The following is a 23,375-nucleotide window of genomic DNA, read 5'->3' on the forward strand; positions in this document are numbered from 1 at the left end:
CCGGTCACCGGACCACACGATGTGCCGTGCTCAGGTGTTCACCCCCTCGACATCGCGGGTCAGCGCCCGGCCGGCCGCTGTCACCATGGGCGCCACCCGGCGCACGTCCATGCGATCGACGGGTCCCACCACGGTCAGCGTCGCCACCGCGACGCCCTGGGCGAACACGGGCGCGGCGACCGCTCCGTAGCCGACGACCAGCTCCTGGCGGTCGATGGCATAGCCCTGCCGGCGCACCTCCTCGATCTCGGCCCGCAGCCGGGACGGGTCGGTGATGGTCCACGGGGTACGGCGGCGCAGCGGTGCGCGCATGATGCTCTCGCGCGTCGACTCGTCGCCGAAGGCCAGCAGTGCCTTGCCGGACGCTCCGCAGTGGAACGGCACCCGGCCTTCCACGTGGGTGACCGCCACGCCTCCCCCGCGCTGGCTGAAATACTTCTCGACGAAGAGGACGTGATGGTCTCCGGGGAAGGCGAGCACCACGGTCTCCCGGGTGCTGATGGCCAGGTCTTCCAGGTACCGGGCGGCGATCAGCCGCAACCCCCTGGTCCGGGGCACGCGCTGGCCCAGCTGGAAGAGGAGCGCGCCCAGCTCGTAGCGGCGGTCCCGCCGGTTCAGCAGCCCCACGCCGACCATGTCGGTGGCCACGCGGTGCACCGTGGTCTTCGCCAGCGCGGTGCGCCGGGCCAATTCCGACAGACCGAGCACCGGTGCCCCGGTGTCGAAGGCGTCCAGAATGAGCCGCACCTTGCGCAGCAGGGAGTCGCCCTCCGGTTCGACAGCCACCATCGTCGCCCTCCTCGCGCTCGCTCCGGACGGGATCCGAGCAGGTCAGGTCCTGTGATCGAGCATGAGCATCGCCGAATCTTGCGGTCGGCTCAAGGTGTCCCATACAGCTGACCCCCGGCCACTGGCGGGCCGGGGGTCGGGACCGGCAGGCGGTCCGGGCCGTCGCGTCCGATCAGGCCACCGGGGCCGGGTAGGTCGGGTACTCCACCCCGGAGACGTGCTGGACGACGCGGATGACCTGGCAGGAGTAGCCGAACTCGTTGTCGTACCAGAGGTAGAGGATCGCGTTGTCGCCCTCGACCTTGGTGGCGCCGGCGTCGACGATCGAGGCGTGGCGCGAGCCGATGAAGTCGTTCGAGACCGCGTCGGGGGCGCTGGTGAAGTCGATCTGGCGCTTGAGCGGCGAGGTCAGGGACACCTCGCGCAGGTGGTCCAGGACCTCCTCGCGGGTGGTCGCGCGGGCGAGCTGGAGGTTGAGGATCGCGATCGACACATCCGGCACCGGGACCCGGATCGAACTGCCGGTGATCTTCGCCTTGAGGTCGGGCAGGGCCTTGGCGACGGCGGAGGCGGCACCGGTCTCGGTGATGACCATGTTGAGCGGCGCCGAGCGGCCACGGCGGTCGGACTTGTGGTAGTTGTCCAGCAGGTTCTGGTCGTTGGTGAACGAGTGGACGGTTTCCACATGGCCGCGCAGGACGCCGTACTCGTCCGCCATCGCCTTCAGCGGCGGGACGATCGCGTTGGTGGTGCAGGACGCGCAGGACAGGATCCGCTCGTCCGGCTTGATCGTGTCGTGGTTGACGCCGTGGACGATGTTGGGGACATCGCCCTTGCCCGGCGCGGTCAGGACCACCTTGTCGATGCCGGGGCGCAGATGCTTCGACAGCCCTTCGCGGTCGCGCCACTTGCCGGTGTTGTCGATGAGGATGGCGTCCTTGATGCCGTACGCCGTGTAGTCCACCGACGTCGGGTCGTCGGCGTAGATCACCGTGATCTCGTTGCCATTGGCGACGATCTTGCTGTTCGCCTCGTCGACGGTGATCGTGCCCTGGAACTGGCCGTGGATGGAGTCGCGGCGCAGCAGCGAGGCCCGCTTGACGAGGTCTTCGGCGGCCCGGCCGCCGCCCCCGCGGACGACGATGGCCCGCAGCCGCAGGCCGTTGCCGGAACCGGCCTTCTCGATGAGCAGACGGGCGACCAGCCGGCCGATCCGGCCGAATCCGTAGAGGACGACGTCGCGCCCCTCGCGGCACTCGATCTTGTTGGCGCCCGTGGCACCGGCGACGGCCTCGGCGGTGAACTCCTCCACCGACAGACCGCGGTCGTCGGCCTCGTAGGTCTCGGCGAGCATGCCGATGTCGATCTGGGAGGGGCCGAGGTCGAGCGCGGTGAGCGCCCGCAGGAAGGGCAGGGTGTCGGTGACCGAGAGTTCCGCACCGGCGATCTGGCGGGCGAACCGGTGGGTCTTGAGGATGCTGACGACCGACTTGTTCACCAAGGAGCGGCTGTGCAGCAGGACCGTGACGTCCCGCTCCCGGTGCAGCTTCCCGATGATGGGGATCATCGACTCCGCGATCTCCTCGCGGTGCTTCCAATTGGTGAACGAGTCCTCGTTGAGAGTCACAGGTTTCTCTTTCGAGCTAGGTGGCGCTCATATGCTAACCCGCACGTCAGCGCGGCCCTTCAGGTGGTCCACGGATCGGCTGAAGCCGCCCGCGCCGCCCCGGCCGCCTTCCGCGGCGCGCCGCCGTCCGGGAGGATCGGCCTGCCGCCACCCGGGCGGCCCTCGTGAGCGGCGGAAGAACGCCCTGCCGAAGGGACAGACGTGAGCGTGCCGACGCCGCCCGGCCTCCCCCGTCCGGACCTGTGGTTCACCGCCCCGGCATCGGCCTGGGAGGAGGCGCTGCCCGTGGGCAACGGCAGGCTGGGGGCGATGGTCCACGGCGGGGTTCCGGCCGAACGGATCAGCCTCAACGAGGACACCTTCTGGTCCGGTCCGGGCGACACCGCCCCGCCCGAGGTGCCCGCGGGACTGCTGGAGGAGGTGCGCAAACTGGTCCGCGCCGGACGGTCGGTGGCCGCGGGACGGCTGCTGCGGGCGACGCAGGGGGCCGACGCCGAGGCGTATCAGCCGGTCGGGGATCTGGAGATCAGCCATCTGGACGGGGACGGCGGCGTGGCCGCGTCCTACCGGCGGTCGCTGGATCTGCGCGACGGGGTGGCCCGGGTGGAGCGTACCGGCGCCGACGGCTTCGCCCGGTGGCAGGAGGTGCTCGCCGGTGTGGCGCACCAGGTCGTGGCGGTGCGGCTGGCCACCGACGGCCCCCGGGGCCTGGATGTGGACCTGCGCTGGACCACCCCGCAGCGGCGGGCGCGGGTCCGGGCGCACGGCGCCGACGCGCTCGCCCTGTCGCTGGCCGCGCCGCGCCATGTCGTGCCGTGGCCCCGCCCGGAGGGGGTGGTGGCCGACGACGACGAGCGCCCGTCCCTGCGGGCGGCCGCGCTGTTCGCGGTCACGGCCGAGGGCGAGCGGGCCCGCGTCGCCGTCGAGGACCGGGCGGACGGACCGGTGGTGGCCGTGCGCGGCGCGGCCGGTGTGACGGTCTGCGTCGCGATCCGCACCGGGTTCCAGGACTGGCGGACCCCTCCGGCCGGGAACGCGGAGGGGTGTCTTGCGCGGTGTGCCGAGGACGTGGCCAGGGCTCGGGCGGCCGGGTGGGGGACGATCCGCGCGGCACATGTCACCGAGCACCGGGCCCTGATGGACCGGGTGACGCTGGTCCTGGACGCTCCGGCGCCCGCCGGGCCCGGGGCGGGGTCCCGGTCCGCCGACCGGGATCCGGGTCTGCCGACCGATATACGGCTGGCCCGTCGCGCGGAGGGGCATTCCGATGAACACCTCTGCGTGCTCGCCTTCGCTTTCGGCCGCTATCTGCTCGCCGCCTCGTCCCGGCCGGGAACTCAGGCCGCGCATTTGCAAGGGGTGTGGAACCACCAGGTGACCCCTCCCTGGAATTGCCAATACACGGTCAATATCAACACCGAGATGAACTACTGGCCCGCGGAGACCACCGCCCTGGCCGAATGCCATGAGCCGCTCCTGGGCCTGATCGCGGACCTGGCCCGGTCGGGGCGGGCGACCGCGCGGGCGGTCTACGGTGCCCGCGGCTGGACCTGCCACCACAACACCGATCTGTGGCGCATCACCGTCCCCGTGGGGATGGGACACGGCGATCCCATGTGGGCGCAGTGGCCGATGGGCGGCGCATGGCTGTCGGCACATCTGGCCGAGCGCTGGCGCTTCGGCCGGGACCTGCGTTTCCTCGCCCGGGTGGCGCTGCCGATCGCGCTCGACGCGGCCCGTTTCGTCCTGGATCTGCTCGTCGAGGACGCCGACGGCCACCTGGTGACATCGCCGTCGACCAGCCCGGAGAACCAGTTCCGGACCGAGGACGGCCCGGCGAGCGTGGACACCGGCAGCGCGATGGACCTGACCCTGGCCCGGGAGCTGTTCGCGTTCGTCCTGGAGGCACGGACCGCGCTGGACGCCGCCGGATACGCCCTCGCGCCCCGGGACACCGCGGCACTGGAGGAGGTCCGGGCCGCGCTCCCCCGCCTCGCACCGGTGCGCACCGGCTCACGCGGCCAGGTCCTGGAGTGGTCGGCCGAATACCCCGAGGTGGACCCGCACCATCGGCACCTCTCCCACCTCGTCGGCCTGTATCCCGGCCATACGATCGCCGCCGACCGGCGGCTCCGGGACGCGGCGCGCCGTTCGCTCGGGGAGCGCGGAGACGCCGGCACCGGCTGGTCGATCGCCTGGAAGATCGGCCTATGGGCCCGGCTGGGCGACGGACCCGCCGCACACCGGCTGCTCGGCCGGTACCTCGCCCCGGCCTGGCCGGCCGGGGACGGCGCGGCGCCCGCGCAGGGCGGTGTCTACCGGTCGCTGCTGTGCGCCCACCCGCCGTTCCAGATCGACGGCAACTTCGGTGTCACCGCCGCGATCGCCGAGATGCTGCTGCAGAGCCACCTCGTACGGGACGGGGCTCCGCTGATCGACCTGCTGCCCGCGCTGCCTCCGCAGTGGCCGAGCGGCGCGGTGAGCGGTCTGCGCGCCCGTGGCGGGGTCACGGTCGAGGAACTGGTCTGGGCGGACGGGAACGTGGTGGCGGCGAAGCTGGCCGCGACCGCCGACACCACCGTCGAGGTCCGGTGGCGGGACGGCGGCGGCACGCGCCGCACACGACGGCTCACCCTCACCACCGGGCAGCGCGTCGCGGTCGTCTGACCGCCACCCGGATTTCGTATACGACCGGCGTTTCGGCCGCATCATGACGACACCGAATATCAGCCGTAAAATTGCACCTTAGTGAGCGTTCATTTTCGGACAACGATCACGCCGAAACTCACTATTAACAGGAATTTACCAGTGAGAAATACCACCCGCCGAGAGGACAGCGGACGGTAGCGATCCCCCTCCGGAGAGGTAGATGGTTCTCACAGGCAACCATCTCCCGTTGAGAGAAAGGGATGATGCACTGTGTGCGGCATCACCGGCTGGGTCTCCTACCGCCGCGACCTGACCTTTCACCGCCAGCTCGTCGACACCATGACGGAGACGATGGCCTGCCGGGGCCCGGACGCGGCCGGAGCGTGGGTGACCGGCCGGGCGGCGCTCGGCCACCGCCGGCTGGCCGTCATCGACCTGCCCGGCGGAGCCCAGCCCATGACCGTCGACACGGCCGACGGGCCGGTCGGCATGGTCTACTCCGGTGAGGCGTACAACTTCACCGAGCTGCGCGATGAGCTGCGCCGCAGGGGCCACGGCTTCACCACCGACTCCGACACCGAGGTCGTCCTGCGCGGCTACCTCGAGTGGGGTGAGTCCCTCACCGAGAAGCTGAACGGCATGTACGCCTTCGCCATCTGGGACTCCCGCACCGAGAAGCTGGTGATGGTCCGGGACCGGATGGGCATCAAGCCGTTCTACTACTACGAGACCGACGACGGTGTCCTGTTCGGCTCCGAGCCCAAGGCCATCCTCGCCAACCCGCTCGCCGCCCCCGTGGTCGGCCTCGACGGGCTGCGGGAGATCTTCTCCTTCGCCAAGACCCCGGGCCATGCGGTCTGGCGGGGCATGAAGGAACTGCGCCCCGGCCACATCGCCGTCGTCGACCGCAACGGCCTGCGCGAACAGGCGTACTGGCGCCTGGAGGTCTCCGAGCACACCGACAGCCAGGAAGCGACCGTCGCCCATGTGCGGGAGCTGCTGGAGGACATCATCGCCCGTCAGCTGGTGGCCGATGTGCCCCGCTGCACCCTGCTCTCCGGCGGGCTGGACTCCTCGGCGATGACCTCGCTGGCCGCCCGCCGGCTGGGCGAGCAGGGCGAGACCGTGCGCAGCTTCGCCGTGGACTTCCCCAACCAGGTGGAGAATTTCCGCGCGATCGACGTGGCGCCCAGCGTCGACACGCCCTATGTGCACGCCGTGGCCGAGCATGTGAAGTGCGACCACCGGGACATCGTGCTCGACGGCTCCGCGCTGTCCGACCCGGCCGTCAGGCGGGCCGCCATCGCGGCGAGGGACCTGCCGCTCGGGCTCGGCGACCGGGACAACTCGCTCTACCTGCTGTTCAAGGCCGTGCGCGAACAGTCGACCGTGGCCCTGTCGGGCGAGTCGGCCGATGAGGTGTTCGGCGGTTATCCGTGGTTCCACGACGAGCGGCGCGAGGCCGACACCTTCCCGTGGCTCGCCGGAGGAGCCACGCTCGGCGAGACCAAGAGCCTGCTGTCCGACGACCTCAAGGAAAAGCTCGACCTGGACACCTACCTCCATGACCACTACCTCACCGCGGTGAACGAAGCCCCGGTCAAGGACGGTGAGACCGGTCTGGAGAAGCGCATGCGGCAGGTCTGCTATCTGCACCTCACCCGCATGGTCAACACGTTGCTGGACCGCAAGGACCGGATGAGCATGGCCGTGGGTCTGGAAGTCAGGGTGCCGTTCTGCGACCACCGCCTCGTCTCCTACGTCTTCAACACCCCCTGGTCGCTGAAGACGTTCGACGGGCGGGAGAAGAGCATCCTGCGCGAGGCCACCCGCGATGTGCTGCCCGAATCCGTCGCCAACCGCAAGAAGAGCGGTTACCCCGGCAGCTTCGACCCCGACTATCTCGCCGCCATCAAGCAGCAGGCGGGCGACCTCCTCACCTCGGGGCACCAGGCCCTCGAGCTGTGCCGCGCCGAAACGCTGAAGGAGGCGATCGAGGCGCCCGCGGAGGCCATCTCCACCCGGCAGCGCGCCGTCATCGAACGCGCCCTCGACCTGGCGACGTGGATCGACCTGCGCAAGCCCACCATCACGCTGGACTGACCCCCGCGGCCCGGCCGCACCACAGGTGGTGGACACCGGACCTGACCCACCAGGTCCGGTGTCCACCACCTGTGCGTTCTACCGCGTCGTGGGCGACCGCTCCCCCGGCGTCTCCGCCACGACGGGCGGGCCGGCCGGCGCGCCGGTGAGGTAGCGGATGACCATCGCGACCAGTTCGTTCTCGAGCCGGGCGGGATCGACGGTGTCGGGGGCGGCGATGAGCACGTGGACGACGCGTTCGATCGTGGTCACGATGAGCCGGGCGGCGACTTCGGTGTCCTCGACCACGGCCTCGGGATGGCTTTCGAGCAACTCCCGTATGTAGGCGATCCGTTCCCGCTCCCGCCGGGCCATCTTCTCGATCAACCCGGGCACCTGGCGCCCGTGTTCGACCATGACGCGGAGCAACCGCGGGTCGTCGAGGTGGTTCTCGATCGCGGTGCGCACCAAACCGCGCATGATCTCTTCGAGAGAGTCGGGCAACTCCTCCTGCTGGCGACGCCTGACGGCGGCCTCCCCGGCATCAAGGTGGCGGGTCAGCAGCTCGACCAGGATCGCATCCTTGTTCGGGTAGTACTGGTACAGCGAGCCGATGGAGACCCGCGCGCGTTCGGCGATGCGGTTGGTGGTCCCGGCGGCGTAGCCGTATTCGGCGAAAACGTGAGCAGCCGCGGTGAGGATGCGCTGCCGGGTGAGTTCCGCTCGGGCCTGGCGTGGCTGTTTACGTGGCTGAAGTCCGTGCCGGCCTGACGTCATGACACCTCCTGGACGGCGCCTGGGAAAGCGAGTGGCGCAGGACCTGAGTAATTGCTCACAATGGTGCCACGAACTGCGGCGGAGCGGTCAACGACCGCGGTCGGCAGCGCGGCGGGAGCGGGCGTCCGGCTCCGGCCCGTGCGCCCGCCGCCTCCCCCTCCACCCGTTCACCCGTTCCCCTCCTCGAAGGAGTCTTCGTGACGCAGACCAGCACGCGCCCTCGACGGGTGTCACCGGCCGAGGTCCGCGCTCGGCTCGGTGCGCCCGACGCCATGGTCAAGGAGAAGATCCTCGACCACATCGACGACGAGTTCCGCCGCTTCATCGCGCATTCGCCGTTCCTGGTCATGGCCACCGCGGACGCCGCGGGGCGCGCCGACTCCTCACCCCGTGGCGACTACCCGGGGTTCGTGAAGGTCCTCGACGAGCACACGCTCGCCATCCCCGACCGGCCCGGCAACCGGATCGCCGACTCGTTCCGCAACCTCGCCGAGAACGACGGGATCGGGCTGGTGTTCCTCGTCCCGGGCGTGCGGGAGACGCTGCGGGTCAACGGCCGCGCGTATCCGACCGACGAACCCGATGTGCTCGCCCGGATGCAGACCGAGGCCAAAACACCGGAGTTGGCCATCATCGTCGAGGTGGCGGAGGCCTATGGGCACTGCGGCCGCGCGATCGTCCGGTCCCGGCTGTGGGATCCGGCGAGCCGGGCCCTCGCCGACGAACTGCCGTCGGCCGGCGAGATGTTCGTCACCCAGCTGGGGCTCGACATCGCGCCGGAGGTCCTGGACCAGACCCTCGAAGACAGTTACCGCACCCTCTACTGACCTCGCCACAAGGTGGATCACCCATGCAACAGACCATCGTCGACCGCATCGAGCCGGTCGCCGAAGACGTCGTCTCCCTCGTCCTGCGCGGCGCCACCGGCCCGCTGGCGCCCTGGGAGCCGGGAGCCCACGTCGACCTGGCCCTGCCGAACTGGCTGACCCGGCAGTACTCGCTGTGCGGAGACCCTACGGACCGGGAGTCCTACCGCGTCGCGATACGGTACGAGCGGCTCAGCCGGGGCGGTTCGGAGTACATCCACCGGTTCCTGCGCCAGGGCCGCACCCTCGAGGTGTCGCTGCCCCGGAACCACTTCCCGCTCCACCCCGCACCGGAGTACCTCTTCCTGGCCGGCGGGATCGGCATCACCCCCATCCTGCCGATGCTGCGGGCGGCCACCGCCGCGGGCGTTCCGTCGTCGCTGGTGTACCTGGGGCAGTCGGTGGAGACCATGCCCTTCGTCGACGAACTGCGCGCCCGCCACGGCGATCGGGTACGGATCGTCGCCACGCGGCAGCAGGGCAGGCCGGACCTGGCCGCCCTGGCGTCCGCGCTGAACCCCGGTGCGCTGGTCTACGCCTGCGGCCCCACCTCGATGCTCACCGCGGCGGAGGCCGCCTTCCCCGCCGGACGGCTGCACGCCGAGCGGTTCCGCCCGGTGCCCAGGTCATTCGCCCCCGACACGGAATTCGAGGCGGTGTGTGCCCGGTCGGGGCGGACGGTCCAGGTGGCGCCCGGCGAGTCGCTGCTGGACGCACTGAACCACGCCGGAACGCCCGTGGCCTCCGGATGCCGCGAAGGTGTCTGCGGCAGCTGCGAAATCGGCGTCCTCGACGGCGAGCCCGAGCACCGGGACGACATCGGCGCCCCCGCGGGCCGGATGTACGCCTGTGTCTCCCGCGCACTGTCCCCCCGGCTCGTCCTGGACCTGTGACCGCGGCGGCGAGCGGACCCGAAACGGAAGGCGAAGGAAGACATGTTGCCCAAGGTGCGCACCCCCGAATCACGGCGGATGATCACGCTGGAGGTGCGCGGGAACACGAAGCTGACACCCGGTTTCTCGACCATCACGCTCGGCGGCCCGGAACTGGAACACCTGACGCCCATGGGCTTCGACCAGACCGTGCGGCTGTTCTTTCCGCGCGAGGGGCAGGACAGCCTGAGAATGCCCAAGCTCTCCAGCGAGGCGTGGATGGCGGAGATACTCCTGCTGCCGAAATCACGCAGACCCTGGGTGCGCAACTACACCATCCGGCGAGTCCGGCCGGAACGCGGCGAAGTGGACATCGAGTTCGCCCTGCACGGCGACTCCCCGGCCTCCGCCTGGGCCCGGCGCGCCCGGCCCGGGGACCCGGCGGGCATCTTCGACATGGGCCTGACCTATCTGCCGCCGGCGCATGCCACCTGGCAGCTGCTCGCCGGGGACGAGAGTGCCGTGCCCGCGATCCTCGCCATCCTCGAGCACGCCCCCGCGTCGCTGGCCGCGGAGGTCTTCCTGGAGGTGTCCGAGACCGCCGACATACGCCCGGACATCATCGCCCCCGAAGGCGTTCGGGTGCGGTGGCTGGCCCGGAACGGCGCGGGCACCCTGCCCGGCAGACAGGCGCTCGAAGCGATCAAGGCGTCGTCGCTGCCACCGGGCCGGTTCTACACCTGGGTCGCCGGGGAGGCCGGACTGGCCACCGGGCTCCGCCGTCATCTGGTGCACGACCGCGCCGTGCCGAAGCCGGACATCGCGTTCTTCGGATACTGGCGGCACGGCCGCTCCAGCCCCGGCTGATCGCCGGGGGCTCACACCGGTGGCTGGGGGTCGTACTGGATGCCACGCCGCACCTGACGCGCGCGCTCCGGCGACACCAGCCTGGCCACCAAGTGGAGAGCCATGTCGATACCGGCCGAGATCCCCGCGGAGGTGATTACGTCACCGTCGTCGACGAACCGCTCCCCGGGCCGCACCTCGATCGTCGCGTCAAGCTCCGCGAGCCGGTCCAGCGACGCCCAGTGCGTGGTCGCGGGCCGCCCGGTCAGCAACCCGGCCGCGGCGTAGACCAGCGAGCCCGTGCACACACTCGTCATCAGGGGGACCGCTCGCCGCTGGGAGCGGACCCACTGAAGGTGCCGGTCGTCCGTCAGCTGCGGCCGGGTCCCCCGGCCGCCGGGGTGCAGCAGCACATCCAGTGCGGGCAGGTCGGCCATCGCGTGATGCGCCGCGACGGTGAGTCCCTTCGCGCAGGTGACGGGGTTGCCGTCGGCGGAGAAGCAGAACACCTGCCACCCGTCCGCGGCGAAGTTGCGCGTCCAGTACGACAGCACCTCCCACGGACCGATGGCGTCCAGCTCTTCCACCTCCGGGAACAGCAGGATCCCGATCTTCCGCGTGTCGTCGTGGGCCATGCCGCGATCCAACCAGACCCGCGTCCGCCCGGCCACGGGTTTCCCTCGCGGCCGGGCGCGGCGGATGCCCCCTCAGGGCCAGGCCGCGGGCGGACTACCCCCGGAGCACCGACGACAGCCGCGCGGCCGGTGGTTCGCCGTCGAGGAAGTCCAGCAGCTCGCCGCGGGTCGGCCCGGTGGCGGGGCCGTGCCGGGTGACCGCGAAGGCGGCCGCGGCGTTGGCACCGCGCACGGCGGTGTCCGGGTCCAGTCCGTGGCCGAGAAGGGCCAGGAACGCTCCGGTGTGGGCGTCGCCCGCGCCGTTGCTGTCGACCGCGGTCACCCGGCGGCCGGGGATGTGCAGGGCCTCCCCGCCGGGCGGGACCAGCCAGCAGCCGGCCGCGTCGGCCCGCAGCAGCACTCCGGTGCGGGGGCCCAGCCGGGCGGCGAGCGCGGCCGCGGCCTCCCGCGGGTCGTCCCGGCCGGTCAGCAGCCGCCCCTCACGCTGGTTGCAGCTGATCCAGTCGCAGCGCGCCAGGACGGGTTCCAGCACCTCCTCGGGGATCTGGTCGACCAGGGGGCCCGGATCGAGGAAGACCCGGATGTGCTCCGGCAGCCGCGCGACGAGTGAGGCCAGGACGGGCCCGTTGACCGGGTAGGCGAGCCCGTACCCGGAGATCTGCACCAGGTCGCCGCGGCGCAGCGCGGCGAGTACGGCCGCCGCGTCGGTCTCGGTCAGCCGGGCCTCGGCCCCGAGGCTGGTGGCGAAGGTGCGCTCACCGCCGCCGTCCACGAAGGCCACGCAGAATCCGGTGTCCGCCTCCGCGAGCGCGGGCAGCACCACCTCGATGCCCTCCCGGGCGAGGTCGGCCCGCACCCGGTCGCCGAACGGCCCGGTGCCGTGGGCCCCCGCGTACACGGCCGCCAGGCCCAGGCGGCGGGCGGCGGCCATGACGTTGAACCCGCCGCCCGTGGTGAAGGTGGTGTCCCCGGAGACGACGTCGCCGCCGCGTTCGGGCAGCGCGGGCACCCGCATCACCAGGTCGACGATGGTGTTGCCGACCAGGACCAGCCGGCCGCCGGTGGCATCGCCGAGGGCGCCGGGGACGCCGTCGCGGCCGCTCATGAGGTCTCCCGCGCGGCCGGAGCGGGCATGCCCTGCCGCTGCTCCTGAGTCTCCTGTCCGGCTGCCTCCGCGCGGACGGTGCCGTCCAGTTTGCGCAGCAGCGCGTAGCCGGCGGCCGCGAGCGCCAGGGTCACCACCCACCCCAGTCCGTTGGACCCGATCCAGCTGTGTGCGAACGGCCCGGAGAACCACACGTCGGTCGCGCTGGTGCTGGCCTCGGTGAACAGCAGGCCCACCACGATGGCGGCCGCCCAGGCGACCATCGCGGCCCAGGCGACCCCGCCCCGGAACCAGTAGCGGCTGGACGGCCCGACGTTCATCAGGGCCGCGCCGTCGTAGGACCGGCGGAGCACCAGGTCGACCGCGAAGACGCCCACCCAGGCGTTGATGGGCACGGCGAGCAGCGTGAGGAAGGTGATGAACGGGCCGTAGAAGTCCTTGGCGATCAGGATGAAGTAGATCCCGCCCGCGAAGGTGACGACCACGTCCAGGCCCACGGCGAGGGTACGCCGGACCCGTATCCCCAGGGTGATCATGGTGAGTCCGGCCGAGTAGACGGACAGGTGGTTGGAGAGCAGCAGTCCGCCGAACGCGGCGATCAGGTACGGGATGGACATCCACGACGGCAGCATCGTGTCGATCGCCGAGACCGGGTCGGAGGCGGAGGCGAGACCCGGTTCGCCCGCCGCGAGCAGTGAGCCCAGCGAGATCAGCACGACCAGCGGGATACCGGCGCCGAAGGCGGAGGCCGCCACCAGCCTGCCGCCGGGAATCCGCCGGGGCAGATAACGGGCGTAGTCGGCGCCCGTGTTGGCCCAGCCGATCCCGGTGCCGGCGGCGATCATGCCGACGCCCACGACCATGGAGCTCACCGGCCCGGCCTGGGCGTGGAAAACCCTCGCCCAGTCCACGGTGGTCACGAGAAAGGCGATCACGACCAGGTTGAGCAGGCCGAAGAGATAAGTGGCCCACTTGTTGATCCACATGATGGTGGCGTGTCCCAGGCCGCTGATCAGCAGGGTGCAGCCGATGAAGACCAGCAGACACACCACGGTGAGGACGGTGTTCCGCCGGATACCGAAGGCGGCGTCGAGCAGGGCCAGCAGCGCGAAGGCGGCCGTGGTGGTGTTGATGGTCTCCCAGCCGAGCCGGCTCATCCAGGTGACCAGGGTGGGGCCCGCGTTGCCGCGGACCCCGAACACCGCGCGGGAGAGTGTGAGGGCGGGCGCTCCGCCCCGCTTCCCGGCGATGCTGAGGCCGCCCACCAGGGCGAACGAGCCGAAGGACCCGAGCACGGCCACGACGGCCGCCTGCCAGATGTTCAGGCCGCGGAAGCTGACCAGCGCCGCGCCGAGCGGCAGGCCGAGGATGCTGATGTTCGCGGCGAACCAGGTCCAGAACATCTGGGCCGCGTGGCCGTGGCGCTCGGCGTCCGGAACCGGTTCGATGCCTCGGGTCTCCACGGAGCCGACGCGGTCGTTGTCTGAAGCCGCCATGGTGGTACCTGTCTTTCTGTCCGGGGGCCCGTCGGGGGGGCGCTCCGGTGCGGATCTGGGGGCGGTCACAGGGTCACTCGGCCGTGCCGGCGCGCAGCGCGAGCAGGGCCGTGGCCAGCGGTTCCAGGTCGAGACCGTTGACCGAACGCACGGTGGCGAGGGCCTCCTCGGGCAGTCCCGAGGCGCCGCCGACGGCGCCCGCGACAGCACCGGCGATGGCGCCGATGGTGTCGCAGTCACCGCCGAGGTTGGCCGCCAGCAGGCAGGCCCGCCATGGGTCGCCCTCGGCGAGGGCCAGCACGGCGAAGGCGGCGGGGACCGACTCCTGGCTGGCGACGCTGGTGCCGACCAGGTCACATATGCGGTCCAGGGCCTGCCGCTCGGGCAGACCGCGGACCAGTTCCACGGCCCAGCGGATACGGGCCGCGATATCGGCGCCGGCGACCCAGTGGCCGCGCTCGACGCCGGCCTCGGCCGCCGTGACCGCCGCCTCGAAGGCGTCCTCCAGATCGCCGCCGTCGACGCCCCGGCTCACCGCCGCGGCCACGGCGGCGGCGGAGGCGATGCCGATGGAGGTGTCATGGGTGACCTGGCACGCCTCCGCGACCCGGTCGAGGAACGGCTCCAGTGGCTGGTCCCGGAAGGCGACGCCCACGGGGGTGATGCGCATCGCCGCGCCGTTGGTGGCACCGGACTTGCCCGCCTCGTGCGGCGGCACGCCACGGGACACGGCCTCCAGGGCGGCCTTGGTGGAGGGACCGAGCAGGTCGAAGGAGCCCTTGGCCTTCATGGCCCGCTCCCACTCCAGAAGCTCGTGCGCGAGCCGCAGCGGGTCGATGCGTCCGCCGGACCCGGTCAGCAGCCGGCCGACGATAACGGCCTGATCGGTGTCGTCGGTGACCGAACCGGCGGGCATTCCGGCGCTCACCGGGTTGTCCGCCGGGCCGGGTTCGAAATCGGTGACGACGCCGAACCGGGCGACGATCGACCGCCGGGACATGATCTGGGTGGGCATACCGAGGGCGTCGCCCATCGCCAGGCCGTACAGAGCGCCGAGCGCGCGGTCGTGCTGGTGGTTCATCCGGTTTTCCTGTCGGTCTTCCTGTCGGGGTTCGCACTGGTCTGCCCGGCGGGCGCCGGGGCGGTGCGGCGGGTCCGGGCGCACGCCGGGGGGCGGCTCATCCGGGCTGCTCGCCGAAGCCGAGGTGCAGCTGGAAGCGGGCGGGGTCCAGCAGGCTGGTCACCTGCTCGACGATCCCGCCGTCGGCCCCGCGGCCGATCCGGCGGGTGTTGAGCCAGACCTCGCCCTCCCGGCGGCGCAGCGGTGTCGCCTCCTCGGCGGTCAGCTGCCGTACGGACGCCCACTCGTCCCCGTGCGTGGCCCGCAGGCCGGCCGCGGCGAGGGTCTTGGTGAGCGAGCCGTCCAGGAGCCCGCCGAGCGGGACCTCGGCCAGCGCCGGGACCATCGGCACCCGGCTGCGCTCCAGCGCGACGGGAGTGCCCTCCGGCAGCACCCGCAACCGGTCCAGCGCCATGAACTCGACGCCCTCGATGCCGAGTTCACCGGCCAGCCGGGCATCGCGCACCACTTCCAGACGGAGGACCTCGGTGGTGATCCGGGCGCCCTGGTCGGCCAGTGCCCTGGTCCATCCCAGGCGGTTGTCCAGCAGCCCGCCGTCGAAGGTGACGAACGAGCCGACACCCGCGTGCGTGGAGATCAGCCCTTGTTTGCTCAGCTCGTCCAGTGCCTGCCGAACGGTGGCCCTGCTGACCGAGAAGCGCCGGGTCAGCGCGTGTTCGCCGGGCAGCCTGCTGCCCGGTTCCAGGGCGCCACTGTGGATCTCACGGGCCAGAACGCGGGCGATGCGCTGATGCTTGAGGACCTGTTTAGGCATGTCCGGACGTTAGCCATACATGTCCAGTCCTGTCTAGCCCCATCCAGCGCCCTGTCCCATCCTGCGCTGGACCGGAACGCATGGCCCACGTGTCCGCCGGGGCGTGTCCGCGTGCCTGGTACTGGTGTGGATAGGCTCCGTACGGCTCGCCACCGAAGACGGGTGGCGAGCCGTACGCGGACGTTGACCGGCCGTCAGGCGGCGTCGTGCAGGATCGCCGCCAGCTCGCCGGGCCGGTCGAACATCGGCCAGTGCCAGCCGGGCAGCTCGCGGTGGTCCCAGTCGTCGGTCGCCATGTGGCGGAAGGCCGGTACGGTGGCAGCCACCGCGCGTACCTGCTCCACCGGGAAGCTGCACAGCACATGCAGCCGCGGCAGCTTCTCCCACGCCCCGGTCAGCCGGACCGGAGTGGTGGCGGTGGCCCACGGCTGCGGCGCCGACAGCCGCGTCAGCCGTTCGAGCGTGTGCTCGGGCAGCCCGGACGCCTCGGCGGCCGTCCGCTGCCACGGCGGTGGCGGCAGCCGCCAGCCGTCTCCCTCCGTGCGCACCAGCTCGGCGTCGTGGGCCCGGTCCTCCGGCGGGGTGAACTCCGCGTGGGACATTCCGTCCGGCAGCGGTCCGCTGTCGATGAACACCAGCCGGCTGATCCGCTCCGGCATCCGGTCCGCCACGCTCGGGATCACCACCGCACCGGCGTAGCTGTGCCCGACCAGCACCACGTCGCGCAGATCCTCGTAACGGATCAGGTTGAGCACATCGGTGATGTGCGTCTCCAGGTCGGTGTCGGGCCGGGCCAGATGCGCCCGTTCGCCCATCCCGGTCAGGCTGAGCGAGTGGACGTCGTGCCCACGGCCGCGCAGGTCGGCCGCCACGGAAGCCCAGGCCCAGGCTCCGAGCCAGAATCCGGGAACGAGTACGTAAGTTGCCATGGCCCCCACGCTAGGACCGATACCGGGCAGGACCCGCCCGGTATGCGCGGGATACTTCGGGCATGAACCGACCGACTGCCCGAGTGCTCGCCCTGCTGGAGATCCTCCAGGCCGGCGGCACCCGCACCGTCGCCGACCTGGCCGACCGGCTCGGCGTGGACGAGCGCACCGTCCGGCGCTACGTCGGCCACCTGATCGACCTGGACGTCCCGGTCCGGTCGGTGCGCGGCCGATACGGCGGCTACCGGCTCGCCCCCGGCTACCGGATGCCTCCGCTGATGCTCACCGACGAGGAGGCGCTGGCCGTGCTGCTCGGACTGGTCGCCGGCCGGCGGGCCGGGCTGGTGACCACGTCCGTCGCGGCGGCGGAGAGCGCCGCCGCCAAGGTGCGCCGGGTGCTGCCCGAGGCGCTCGGCCGCCGGCTGGACGCGCTGCTGGCGACCGCCGACTTCACCACCCCGAGCCGGCCCGTGGTCGTCCCCGAGACGGATGTGCTGCTGGTGCTCGCGGAGGCCGCGCGGGACCGCCGGCCGGTCGCCATCGGCTACACCGCGTGGAAGGGCCGGCGCAGCGAGCGCACCGTGTGCCCGTACGGGATCGTCGCCCACTCCGGGCGCTGGTACGTGACCGGGGCGGACTCGGCCAGTGGCGAGGTGCGCATGTTCCGGCTGGACCGGATCGAGAGCGCGACGGTGCTGCCGGGGTCGTTCGAGGTGCCCGCAGGGTTCGACCCGGCCGCCCGGGTGCTGTCCGGGCTCGCCGGGGTGCCCTACCCGCACGAGGTGTCGCTGCGGGTCCACGGCACGGTCGAGCAGGTCCGCCACCGGCTCCCGCCGGGCCTGGCCACCGTGACGGAGCTCGCGTCCGGCCCGGCGCGGGATACCACCTCGGGCACCGACGCGGATACTGCCTCGGGCACCGACTCGGCGGCGGCCGGTGACGCGGCACGGACCGCCGGTCCACCGCCGCCGGCCGCCTCCGGGGCGGAGGAAGGCGGCGGTTGGGTGCGGGTCCGGTTGCGTGCCGAGCGGCTGGAGTGGGTCCCCTCCGTGCTCGCCTGGCTGGATCTCCCGTTCGTGATCGAGTATCCGGACGCCCTGCGCGGCCATGTGCGCGCCCTGGCCCGACGCCTCGCCGACTGCGCCGACGCGGTCCCCGACACCGCCGACGGGGACGCGCCGGTGGGCACGGATACCGCACGCTCCGGATCGTCACCTGCTTGACGGGTGACGAACGTGGCTGCGAGCATGCGGGTGGACGGAGCGGTTGCCTCCCCGACGACCGAAGGGACCATGTGATGTCGCATACGCGGGATGTCCCGGATGCCACGGAGGCGGTGCGCCGTGCCCGGTTCGGCAAACTGCCGGAGCGCATCCGGCTGGAGGACACGGTGGAAGAGCGGGCGGCCATCGCGCCGGACCCCGCGAAGGACGCGTTCAACCCCGACGAATGGCTCGTGCGCCACTGCCTGTGAGCCGGGCCGGTCGCACGGTGGACGGCGTCCGCGTCCATGAGCTGTCTCCCCATGGCCCGAGCCGCACCGGCTCGGCTGGAACACCCGAGGTGCGCAACGCCGTCAACGGCGCCGGGTGCGGAGGGTGTTGACGGGTCAGATCCCCGTGGCGACCATCACGACCGACACGAGCACGAGAAGGGCGATGTAGGCCAGGGAGTGGATACGGTCCGGAACACGTCCGGCGACACGCCTGGCCACGGCGATGGTGGGCAGTGATCCGCTGAGCAGAGCGACACAGGCCACGAGGTCCACGTAGCCGAAACGGCCCGCGTGCGCCGGGACGGCGGGGGCGAGCGCGTAGACGACGGTGCCGGCCACGGCCACGGGAACGCTGAGGGGGTTGGCCATCGCGATGGCGTTGGCCATGGGCAGGCCCCTGCGCCGCAGGAGAGGGACGGTCATGACGCTGCCGCCCACCCCCAGACAGGAGGCGACCGCGCCGATCCCGACCCCGCCGAACCTCGTGGCGGCCCGTCCGAGGGGCTGCGGCCGCTCGTGGTGGGCGACCGACAGAAACCCCTTTCGCAGCAGGCTGTCGGCGATCGTCACCAGCAGATAGACGATGAAGAGGACACGCAGCAGCGTGCCGCCGATCCAGGTCGCCACAAAGGATCCGGCGACGGCGCCGACCATGATGAACGCCGCCAGCGGCCATACGTACTCCCGGCGAAGCCGCCCCTGACGCAGCTGCGCCAGGGCCGCGACCACGGCGTTCACCAGCATCACCGCCGTCGATGTCGCCACCGCGACATGCATGGCGTCGGTACCGGAACCGGCTGTGGCGTGCAGGAAGCCGTAGACGACGGGGACGGTGATGAAGCCGCCGCCGAAACCGAAGAACACCGTGGTGACGCCGGTCAGGCAGCCGAACAGGAACAGAACGAGGAACGAGGTCAGCACGGAAAGGACGCTATGAGCTCCCCGTCCTGGCGAGCAATCGATCGATCGCCATTTCCTTACGCGCAGCGGACAGCCCGACCGGGCCGGCGTAGTCTCGTGCCGTGCGCAACATCCCCGTGGCGGAGGTGGACGACCTCGACCGGGCCGTACTGGCCATCGGCACCGACTACCCCCACGATTACCTCCTCGCCCGCCATGAGCATCGCCGTGCCCAGGTCCTCTACGCCGCCACCGGCGTCATGCGGGTGGAGACCGCGGAGGGCGCCTGGACCGTGCCCACGGCCCGCGCCGTACTGATCCCGCCCGGGACCCCGCACCAGGTCACCATGGTGGGGGTCAGCACCCGCAGCCTCTACATCGAACCCGGCGCCGTGCCGTGGTTCCCTCCGCACTGCCGGGTCGTCGAGGTCTCCGCCCTGCTGCGGGCGCTCATCCTCGACGCCGTCGAGATGGAGCCCCGCTACCCCGACCACGGCCGCGACGCCACCCTCGTCAGCCTCATCCTCCACGAGCTCAGAAACCTCACCCCGCTCCCCCTCGACGTCCCGTTCCCCACCGATCCTGGGCTGCGCCGGCTGTGCGAGGCGTTTCTGCGCGCCCCCGACATCCATGACCCACCCGCTCGCTGGGCCGCGGCCCTCAACGTCAGCGCACGCACGCTCGGCCGCCTGTTCCACCGGGACACCGGGATGAGCTTCCAGCAATGGCGGCAACGTGCCTGCATCGCACACTCCTTGCAGCAGATGGCGGCGGGCGTACCGGTGACCCGCCTCGCGGCAGCCCTCGGTTACGACAACCCCGCCGCGTTCACGGCCGCCTTCAAAAAGCTGCTCGGCCGCCCGCCGACCGCCTTCCACACCGGGGCCGGTCCGGGGCGCCGGGGTCCTCGGTGACGTGCGGGACCACGTCGCCGAAGCACCTCATCGGCGCCCTGGACGCGGAGGTTCACCCCTGGGCGGCGCGGCGCTGTCCGGTGACCTTGGAGGAGGGCAGGCGCCCGGCCTTGGAGGTGCCGGTCATCGTGTCACCGTCGACCGTCATGGCGAACGCGAGGTTCAGCCGCATCGGCTTGGTGATGGCCTGACGCCAGGTGAGCCGGTCGCCGTCGAGTGAGAGATCGGTCAGCGGGACTTCCTCGTCCCCGGCGCGGGCCGTACCGGTCAGGGCGCCCTCCGCGCGCCGGATGTCGACCACTGGCCTGATCCGGCCGATCGGTGTGGAGATGGACAGATCCCAGGTGCCTTCGACGGACATGATGCGGTGCTTCCTCACGGTGGGACGGGACGGGACAGAACGGGACAGGGATTCGGACGAGAGGGGAGATGTCAGAAGGTGAGGGGCTCGGGTCCGTGAGCGCGCCAGACGGTGCCACGGCGCTCGTGGGCGATCAGCTGCTCGACGGCGTGGGCGATCCGCGGTCCCAGCTCACGCTCCAGCAGGTACAGGCCCAGATCGAGTCCGCAGGTGACACTGGAGCCGGTGACGAGGTCGCCGTCGTCGACGACGCGGGCCCGGACCACGTTGGCGCCGGTGGCGTCGAGCAGGTCCAGGCCCATGCGGTGAGTGGTGGCGTAGCGGTTCTCCAACAGGCCGGCCATGGCCAGGACGACAGAGCCCCCGCACACCGTGGCCACGGTCACCTCCGGGCGGTCCATGGCCTCCTTCAGCAGCCGGGGCAGGTCGGTCTCCAGGGTGCGGCCCATCAGGACGGGGACGGTGTCGTCCTCGTGCCATTCGCCCGTCCCCGCGTCCTGGTCGGGGTCCTCGCCGGGTTCTCCGATCCGGCCGGCCGCACCGGGGACCACCACCAGGTCCGCCTTGGCGGGATCGAGAACGGCCGTGGCACGCAGCGGTGTGCCGCCGACCCCGCTCACCACCTCGCGCGGCCCCTCGGCGGATACCAGCTCAACGCTCAACGCTCCCCCGGAAGCCCGCCCGCCGGCGGACAGCACCTCGTAGGGGGCGATGACATCGAGCAGGTCGAAGCCATCGAACAGAACAACCTGGGCGAGCATGAAACATCCCTCATGTGTGGTCAGGGCCGGTCTTTTCCGGCCCGGTCCCGACGCTATGCGGGCGCGGAAACCCCTCCCAGCGGCATGAGTGACATGGTTCAACGGAATATCGCCAAGTCGGGCGGCACGCGCGCAGGTCCTGACTCAGGTCGTGGTGGAGCACCCGGTCGACGGTGGGGTTTTGATGGGCTGCCGCGGATTGCCTGATGTTCACCTGATAACAACACTGGCAGAAAGCCGCAGCTCACAGGAAGGATCAGAAAGCTCGGCCAGGTCGACGAGATCGCCGATGTCGTCGTCCTTCTCCTCTCCGACCGCAGCGGAGTCGTCACCGGCTCGGTCATCGACTGGGACCAGAACGTCGTCGGCGGACTCGGCTGACCCGCCCCGCCGCACTGTCGGAAGCACTGTCAGAAAGGGAACGACTTTTCATGCGTATCGGCATCATGGGCCTGGGGCGGATCGGCGCCTTCCACGCCGAGACCCTGTCCACGATCGACACGGTGGACTCGCTCGTGGTCACCGACCCGGTCACCGCGGCCGCCACCGCCGCCGCCGAGCGGTTCGGCGCCCGAGCGGTCGGCTCGCCGGAGGCCGTGCTGGCCGCCGGCGTGGACGGCGTCGTGATCGCCGCGGCGACCGACGCCCACCCCGAGCTCGTCCTCGCCGCCGTGCGGGCGGGCGTACCGGTCTTCTGCGAGAAGCCCGTGGCGCGCACGGTCGCGGAGAGCCTCGCCGTCCTGCGCGCGGTCGAGGGCAGCGGCGTGCAGGTCCAGATCGGCTACAACCGGCGCTTCGACCCCGGGTACGTGGCCGCGCGGAAGGCGGTGCTCAGCGGTGAGCTGGGGCCGCTGCACACCGTACGGTCCACCACCTTGGACCCCGCGCCGCCCCCGGCCGCCTACGTGGCCGTCTCCGGTGGCATCTTCCGCGACTGCAGCGTGCACGACTTCGACACCGTCCGCTGGATCACCGGCCGCGAGGTCACCGAGGTCTACGCCACCGGGGCCAACCGCGGAGCCGACTACATCGCGGCCGCCGGAGACGTGGACACCGCCTCCGCCCTCCTCACCCTCGACGACGGCACCCTCGCCGTGGTCTCCAACACGCGGCACAACGCCCGCGGTTACGACGCCCGTCTGGAGCTCCACGGCATGACGGACAGCATCGCCGCGGGCCTGGAGGACAAGCTGCCGCTGCGCTCCGCCGAACCGGGCGCCACCTTCCCGGGCGGCACCCCGCACCACTTCTTCATGGACCGCTTCGCCGCCGCCTACCGGGCCGAGCTCACCGCCTTCACCGAGGTCGTGGCGGGCCGGCTGCCCTCTCCCTGCACCGTCGCCGACGCCCTGGAGGCCGGCTGGATCGCGGAGGCGTGCACACTGTCGCTGCACGAGCACCGCCCCGTGAGCCTGGCAGAGGTACGGACGGCATGACGACAGCCGGGCCGCCGCGCGGCGCAGATCCTGGGCGCGGCCCGGATCCGCGAGCTCGCCGTCGTGGGGCGCCACCGGATCCGTCCGTCGCCATACGGCCCACGAGGGCCGGCGGCTGAGCTGCCGGGTCGTCCAGAGCCGATGCATGAGAGCCGGTCCCTGCGGGCCGGTCCTCTGCGGCGTCTCACCTTCCCGGCGCGCCGGCGCGCAGTCCGTCCATGACCAGGTCCAGAAGCCGCCGGGCGCGCGCCTGCCCGTCGTCACGGGGATCGATCTGCCACAGGCCGCAGATGGCGAGCAGGAAGTCGTCGGCGGTGACGCCCGGACGGATGGTGCCGACGTCCGCGTTCGCCGCCAGCAGGAGCTCGACGGCCTCGGTCACCAGGCCGTGTCCCGGTTTGGCCGGGCCGCCGGGCGCGCTGGTGGCCTTGTGCAGGGCGTCCGCCAGCCCGGCCTTGGCCAGGGCGAACCGGGCCAGATGCGCCATCCACTCCCGCAGCGCCGCGTCCGGTGCGCGGGTGCGGAGCAGCTCGGCCGCGGTGTCCGCGAGCTGCCGCATCTCATGGCGGTAGATCTCCAGAACGAGGGCCTCGCGGCTGGGGAAGTTGCGGTACAGCGTCCCCTGGCCGACGCCCGCCTTCTTCGCGATGGTGCTCAGTGGCACATCCGCCGAGCGGGTCAGCTCCGCCAGCGCCACTTCCAGGATGCGCTCGCGGTTCGCAGCCGCGTCCGAGCGCAGAGGCGCGTCCTTCTCTCCCCGCACTCGTCCTCCATTCCGGCCATGGCTCAGTGCCGACCTTGCTCACCGGACAGCTGTCCGCTAAGTTCATGCGCAGCGGACAGTTGTCCGCTTAGGCTCACCTTACCGGCAGAAACGGCCCGTGTGGATGGCCGGGACCGAGCGCCGACCGGGTTTCTCGCGCATCCCGCATCCTCGGGG

Annotated in this window: 22 protein-coding genes and 1 pseudogene; 10 read left to right on the forward strand and 13 right to left on the reverse strand. The window is 71.6% G+C overall.

The features are described 5' to 3' along the window. Window positions 1-30 precede the first annotated feature (30 nt). Complete coding sequence (locus tag PS467_RS02965) at window positions 31-789, reverse strand: IclR family transcriptional regulator (RefSeq protein ID WP_311033832.1); 759 nt, start codon at window positions 787-789, stop codon at window positions 31-33. Window positions 790-961: 172 nt separating this feature from the next. Next, complete coding sequence (locus tag PS467_RS02970) at window positions 962-2,416, reverse strand: glyceraldehyde-3-phosphate dehydrogenase (RefSeq protein WP_268969841.1); 1,455 nt, start codon at window positions 2,414-2,416, stop codon at window positions 962-964. A gap of 201 nt (window positions 2,417-2,617) precedes the next feature. Here PS467_RS02970 and PS467_RS02975 point away from each other — a divergent pair, with 201 nt between their 5' ends. Together PS467_RS02975 and asnB are read left to right on the forward strand one after the other, a co-directional pair. Next, the gene (locus PS467_RS02975; protein ID WP_311033833.1) at window positions 2,618-5,083 is read left to right on the forward strand and encodes a glycoside hydrolase family 95 protein; all 2,466 of its coding nucleotides are present in this window, start codon (window positions 2,618-2,620) and stop codon (window positions 5,081-5,083) included. 252 nt (window positions 5,084-5,335) lie between these two features. Beyond that, a complete protein-coding gene (gene asnB / locus PS467_RS02980) occupies window positions 5,336-7,168 on the forward strand; it encodes an asparagine synthase (glutamine-hydrolyzing) (protein ID WP_311033834.1) in 1,833 nt (610 codons plus the stop codon). Window positions 7,169-7,246: 78 nt separating this feature from the next. On the opposite strand, the gene PS467_RS02985 is transcribed toward asnB, so the two are convergent. Further along, a complete protein-coding gene (locus tag PS467_RS02985; protein WP_311033835.1) occupies window positions 7,247-7,924 on the reverse strand; it encodes a TetR/AcrR family transcriptional regulator in 678 nt (225 codons plus the stop codon). A gap of 197 nt (window positions 7,925-8,121) precedes the next feature. Here PS467_RS02985 and PS467_RS02990 point away from each other — a divergent pair, with 197 nt between their 5' ends. From PS467_RS02990 to PS467_RS03000, 3 genes are read left to right on the forward strand one after another with little or no spacing between them, the layout of a single operon-like run. Continuing rightward, entirely contained in the window at window positions 8,122-8,751 is a 630-nt protein-coding gene (locus PS467_RS02990) for an MSMEG_1061 family FMN-dependent PPOX-type flavoprotein (protein ID WP_311033836.1), read from the forward strand. Between the two features lie 23 nt (window positions 8,752-8,774). After that, window positions 8,775-9,683, forward strand: coding sequence for a PDR/VanB family oxidoreductase (locus PS467_RS02995; protein ID WP_311033837.1), 909 nt, complete (start codon window positions 8,775-8,777; stop codon window positions 9,681-9,683). A 42-nt stretch (window positions 9,684-9,725) separates the two neighbouring features. Then, window positions 9,726-10,529, forward strand: a complete 804-nt coding sequence (locus PS467_RS03000) for a siderophore-interacting protein (RefSeq protein WP_311033838.1) — start codon at window positions 9,726-9,728, stop codon at window positions 10,527-10,529. 11 nt (window positions 10,530-10,540) lie between these two features. On the opposite strand, the gene PS467_RS03005 is transcribed toward PS467_RS03000, so the two are convergent. The 6 genes from PS467_RS03005 to PS467_RS03030 all read right to left on the reverse strand — a co-directional run bounded on the left by PS467_RS03005 (window position 10,541) and on the right by PS467_RS03030 (window position 16,568). Next, a complete protein-coding gene (locus tag PS467_RS03005; RefSeq protein WP_311033839.1) occupies window positions 10,541-11,143 on the reverse strand; it encodes a DJ-1/PfpI family protein in 603 nt (200 codons plus the stop codon). 94 nt (window positions 11,144-11,237) lie between these two features. Further along, complete coding sequence (locus PS467_RS03010) at window positions 11,238-12,248, reverse strand: PfkB family carbohydrate kinase (RefSeq protein ID WP_311033840.1); 1,011 nt, start codon at window positions 12,246-12,248, stop codon at window positions 11,238-11,240. After that, complete coding sequence (locus tag PS467_RS03015) at window positions 12,245-13,744, reverse strand: purine-cytosine permease family protein (RefSeq protein ID WP_311033841.1); 1,500 nt, start codon at window positions 13,742-13,744, stop codon at window positions 12,245-12,247. Before PS467_RS03015 ends, PS467_RS03010 begins: the two co-directional genes overlap by 4 nt. A 73-nt stretch (window positions 13,745-13,817) precedes the next feature. Continuing rightward, window positions 13,818-14,825, reverse strand: coding sequence for an ADP-ribosylglycohydrolase family protein (locus PS467_RS03020; protein WP_311033842.1), 1,008 nt, complete (start codon window positions 14,823-14,825; stop codon window positions 13,818-13,820). A gap of 97 nt (window positions 14,826-14,922) precedes the next feature. Beyond that, on the reverse strand, window positions 14,923-15,639 hold the full coding sequence (locus PS467_RS03025; protein ID WP_311033843.1) for a GntR family transcriptional regulator: 717 nt from the start codon (window positions 15,637-15,639) through the stop codon (window positions 14,923-14,925). 194 nt (window positions 15,640-15,833) lie between these two features. After that, the gene (locus PS467_RS03030) at window positions 15,834-16,568 is read right to left on the reverse strand and encodes an alpha/beta fold hydrolase (RefSeq protein WP_311033844.1); all 735 of its coding nucleotides are present in this window, start codon (window positions 16,566-16,568) and stop codon (window positions 15,834-15,836) included. Window positions 16,569-16,630: 62 nt separating this feature from the next. Between PS467_RS03030 and PS467_RS03035 the strand changes: the two genes are divergently transcribed. Beyond that, complete coding sequence (locus tag PS467_RS03035; RefSeq protein ID WP_311033845.1) at window positions 16,631-17,791, forward strand: helix-turn-helix transcriptional regulator; 1,161 nt, start codon at window positions 16,631-16,633, stop codon at window positions 17,789-17,791. Between the two features lie 74 nt (window positions 17,792-17,865). Next, the gene (locus PS467_RS03040) at window positions 17,866-18,042 is read left to right on the forward strand and encodes a hypothetical protein (RefSeq protein ID WP_311033846.1); all 177 of its coding nucleotides are present in this window, start codon (window positions 17,866-17,868) and stop codon (window positions 18,040-18,042) included. Window positions 18,043-18,177: 135 nt separating this feature from the next. Here the strand turns inward: PS467_RS03040 and PS467_RS03045 are convergent, their stop codons facing one another. After that, on the reverse strand, window positions 18,178-18,984 hold the full coding sequence (locus PS467_RS03045; protein WP_311033847.1) for a sulfite exporter TauE/SafE family protein: 807 nt from the start codon (window positions 18,982-18,984) through the stop codon (window positions 18,178-18,180). Between the two features lie 101 nt (window positions 18,985-19,085). On the opposite strand from PS467_RS03045, the gene PS467_RS03050 reads away from it, so the two are divergent. After that, window positions 19,086-19,877 carry an AraC family transcriptional regulator gene (locus PS467_RS03050; RefSeq protein ID WP_311033848.1) on the forward strand — a complete coding sequence of 264 codons (792 nt, stop codon included), beginning with the start codon at window positions 19,086-19,088 and terminating at the stop codon, window positions 19,875-19,877. A 52-nt stretch (window positions 19,878-19,929) separates the two neighbouring features. Here the strand turns inward: PS467_RS03050 and PS467_RS03055 are convergent, their stop codons facing one another. Both PS467_RS03055 and PS467_RS03060 read right to left on the reverse strand, forming a co-directional pair. Then, window positions 19,930-20,238 carry a hypothetical protein gene (locus PS467_RS03055; protein ID WP_268969858.1) on the reverse strand — a complete coding sequence of 103 codons (309 nt, stop codon included), beginning with the start codon at window positions 20,236-20,238 and terminating at the stop codon, window positions 19,930-19,932. Between the two features lie 71 nt (window positions 20,239-20,309). Continuing rightward, a complete protein-coding gene (locus tag PS467_RS03060; protein ID WP_311033849.1) occupies window positions 20,310-20,999 on the reverse strand; it encodes a DJ-1/PfpI family protein in 690 nt (229 codons plus the stop codon). A 261-nt stretch (window positions 21,000-21,260) separates the two neighbouring features. Between PS467_RS03060 and PS467_RS03065 the strand changes: the two are divergent. After that, window positions 21,261-21,380: pseudogene (locus PS467_RS03065) on the forward strand (short-chain dehydrogenase); the annotation flags it as partial. 50 nt (window positions 21,381-21,430) lie between these two features. Then, window positions 21,431-22,435: a Gfo/Idh/MocA family protein gene (locus PS467_RS03070; protein ID WP_311033850.1), complete on the forward strand. Its 1,005-nt coding sequence runs from the start codon at window positions 21,431-21,433 to the stop codon at window positions 22,433-22,435. A gap of 184 nt (window positions 22,436-22,619) precedes the next feature. Here the strand turns inward: PS467_RS03070 and PS467_RS03075 are convergent, their stop codons facing one another. Continuing rightward, complete coding sequence (locus tag PS467_RS03075; protein ID WP_268969863.1) at window positions 22,620-23,198, reverse strand: TetR/AcrR family transcriptional regulator; 579 nt, start codon at window positions 23,196-23,198, stop codon at window positions 22,620-22,622. Window positions 23,199-23,375 lie beyond the last annotated feature (177 nt).

The organism is Streptomyces luomodiensis (assembly GCF_031679605.1).
GTDB lineage: Bacteria > Actinomycetota > Actinomycetes > Streptomycetales > Streptomycetaceae > Streptomyces > Streptomyces luomodiensis.

What these genes read in the sequence shown, in the direction of transcription:
- PS467_RS03005 (WP_311033839.1), bottom strand. Translation starts at nt 11,143, where the DNA reads ATGGCCCACGACGACACGCGGAAGATCGGGATCCTGCTGTTCCCGGAG.
- PS467_RS02985 (WP_311033835.1), bottom strand. Translation starts at nt 7,924, where the DNA reads ATGACGTCAGGCCGGCACGGACTTCAGCCACGTAAACAGCCACGCCAG.
- PS467_RS03010 (WP_311033840.1), bottom strand. Translation starts at nt 12,248, where the DNA reads ATGAGCGGCCGCGACGGCGTCCCCGGCGCCCTCGGCGATGCCACCGGC.
- PS467_RS03000 (WP_311033838.1), top strand. Translation starts at nt 9,726, where the DNA reads ATGTTGCCCAAGGTGCGCACCCCCGAATCACGGCGGATGATCACGCTG.
- PS467_RS03035 (WP_311033845.1), top strand. Translation starts at nt 16,631, where the DNA reads ATGAACCGACCGACTGCCCGAGTGCTCGCCCTGCTGGAGATCCTCCAG.
- PS467_RS03040 (WP_311033846.1), top strand. Translation starts at nt 17,866, where the DNA reads ATGTCGCATACGCGGGATGTCCCGGATGCCACGGAGGCGGTGCGCCGT.
- PS467_RS03030 (WP_311033844.1), bottom strand. Translation starts at nt 16,568, where the DNA reads ATGGCAACTTACGTACTCGTTCCCGGATTCTGGCTCGGAGCCTGGGCC.
- PS467_RS03070 (WP_311033850.1), top strand. Translation starts at nt 21,431, where the DNA reads ATGCGTATCGGCATCATGGGCCTGGGGCGGATCGGCGCCTTCCACGCC.
- PS467_RS03015 (WP_311033841.1), bottom strand. Translation starts at nt 13,744, where the DNA reads ATGGCGGCTTCAGACAACGACCGCGTCGGCTCCGTGGAGACCCGAGGC.
- PS467_RS03055 (WP_268969858.1), bottom strand. Translation starts at nt 20,238, where the DNA reads ATGTCCGTCGAAGGCACCTGGGATCTGTCCATCTCCACACCGATCGGC.
- PS467_RS03025 (WP_311033843.1), bottom strand. Translation starts at nt 15,639, where the DNA reads ATGCCTAAACAGGTCCTCAAGCATCAGCGCATCGCCCGCGTTCTGGCC.
- PS467_RS03020 (WP_311033842.1), bottom strand. Translation starts at nt 14,825, where the DNA reads ATGAACCACCAGCACGACCGCGCGCTCGGCGCTCTGTACGGCCTGGCG.
- PS467_RS02995 (WP_311033837.1), top strand. Translation starts at nt 8,775, where the DNA reads ATGCAACAGACCATCGTCGACCGCATCGAGCCGGTCGCCGAAGACGTC.
- PS467_RS03060 (WP_311033849.1), bottom strand. Translation starts at nt 20,999, where the DNA reads ATGCTCGCCCAGGTTGTTCTGTTCGATGGCTTCGACCTGCTCGATGTC.
- PS467_RS02965 (WP_311033832.1), bottom strand. Translation starts at nt 789, where the DNA reads ATGGTGGCTGTCGAACCGGAGGGCGACTCCCTGCTGCGCAAGGTGCGG.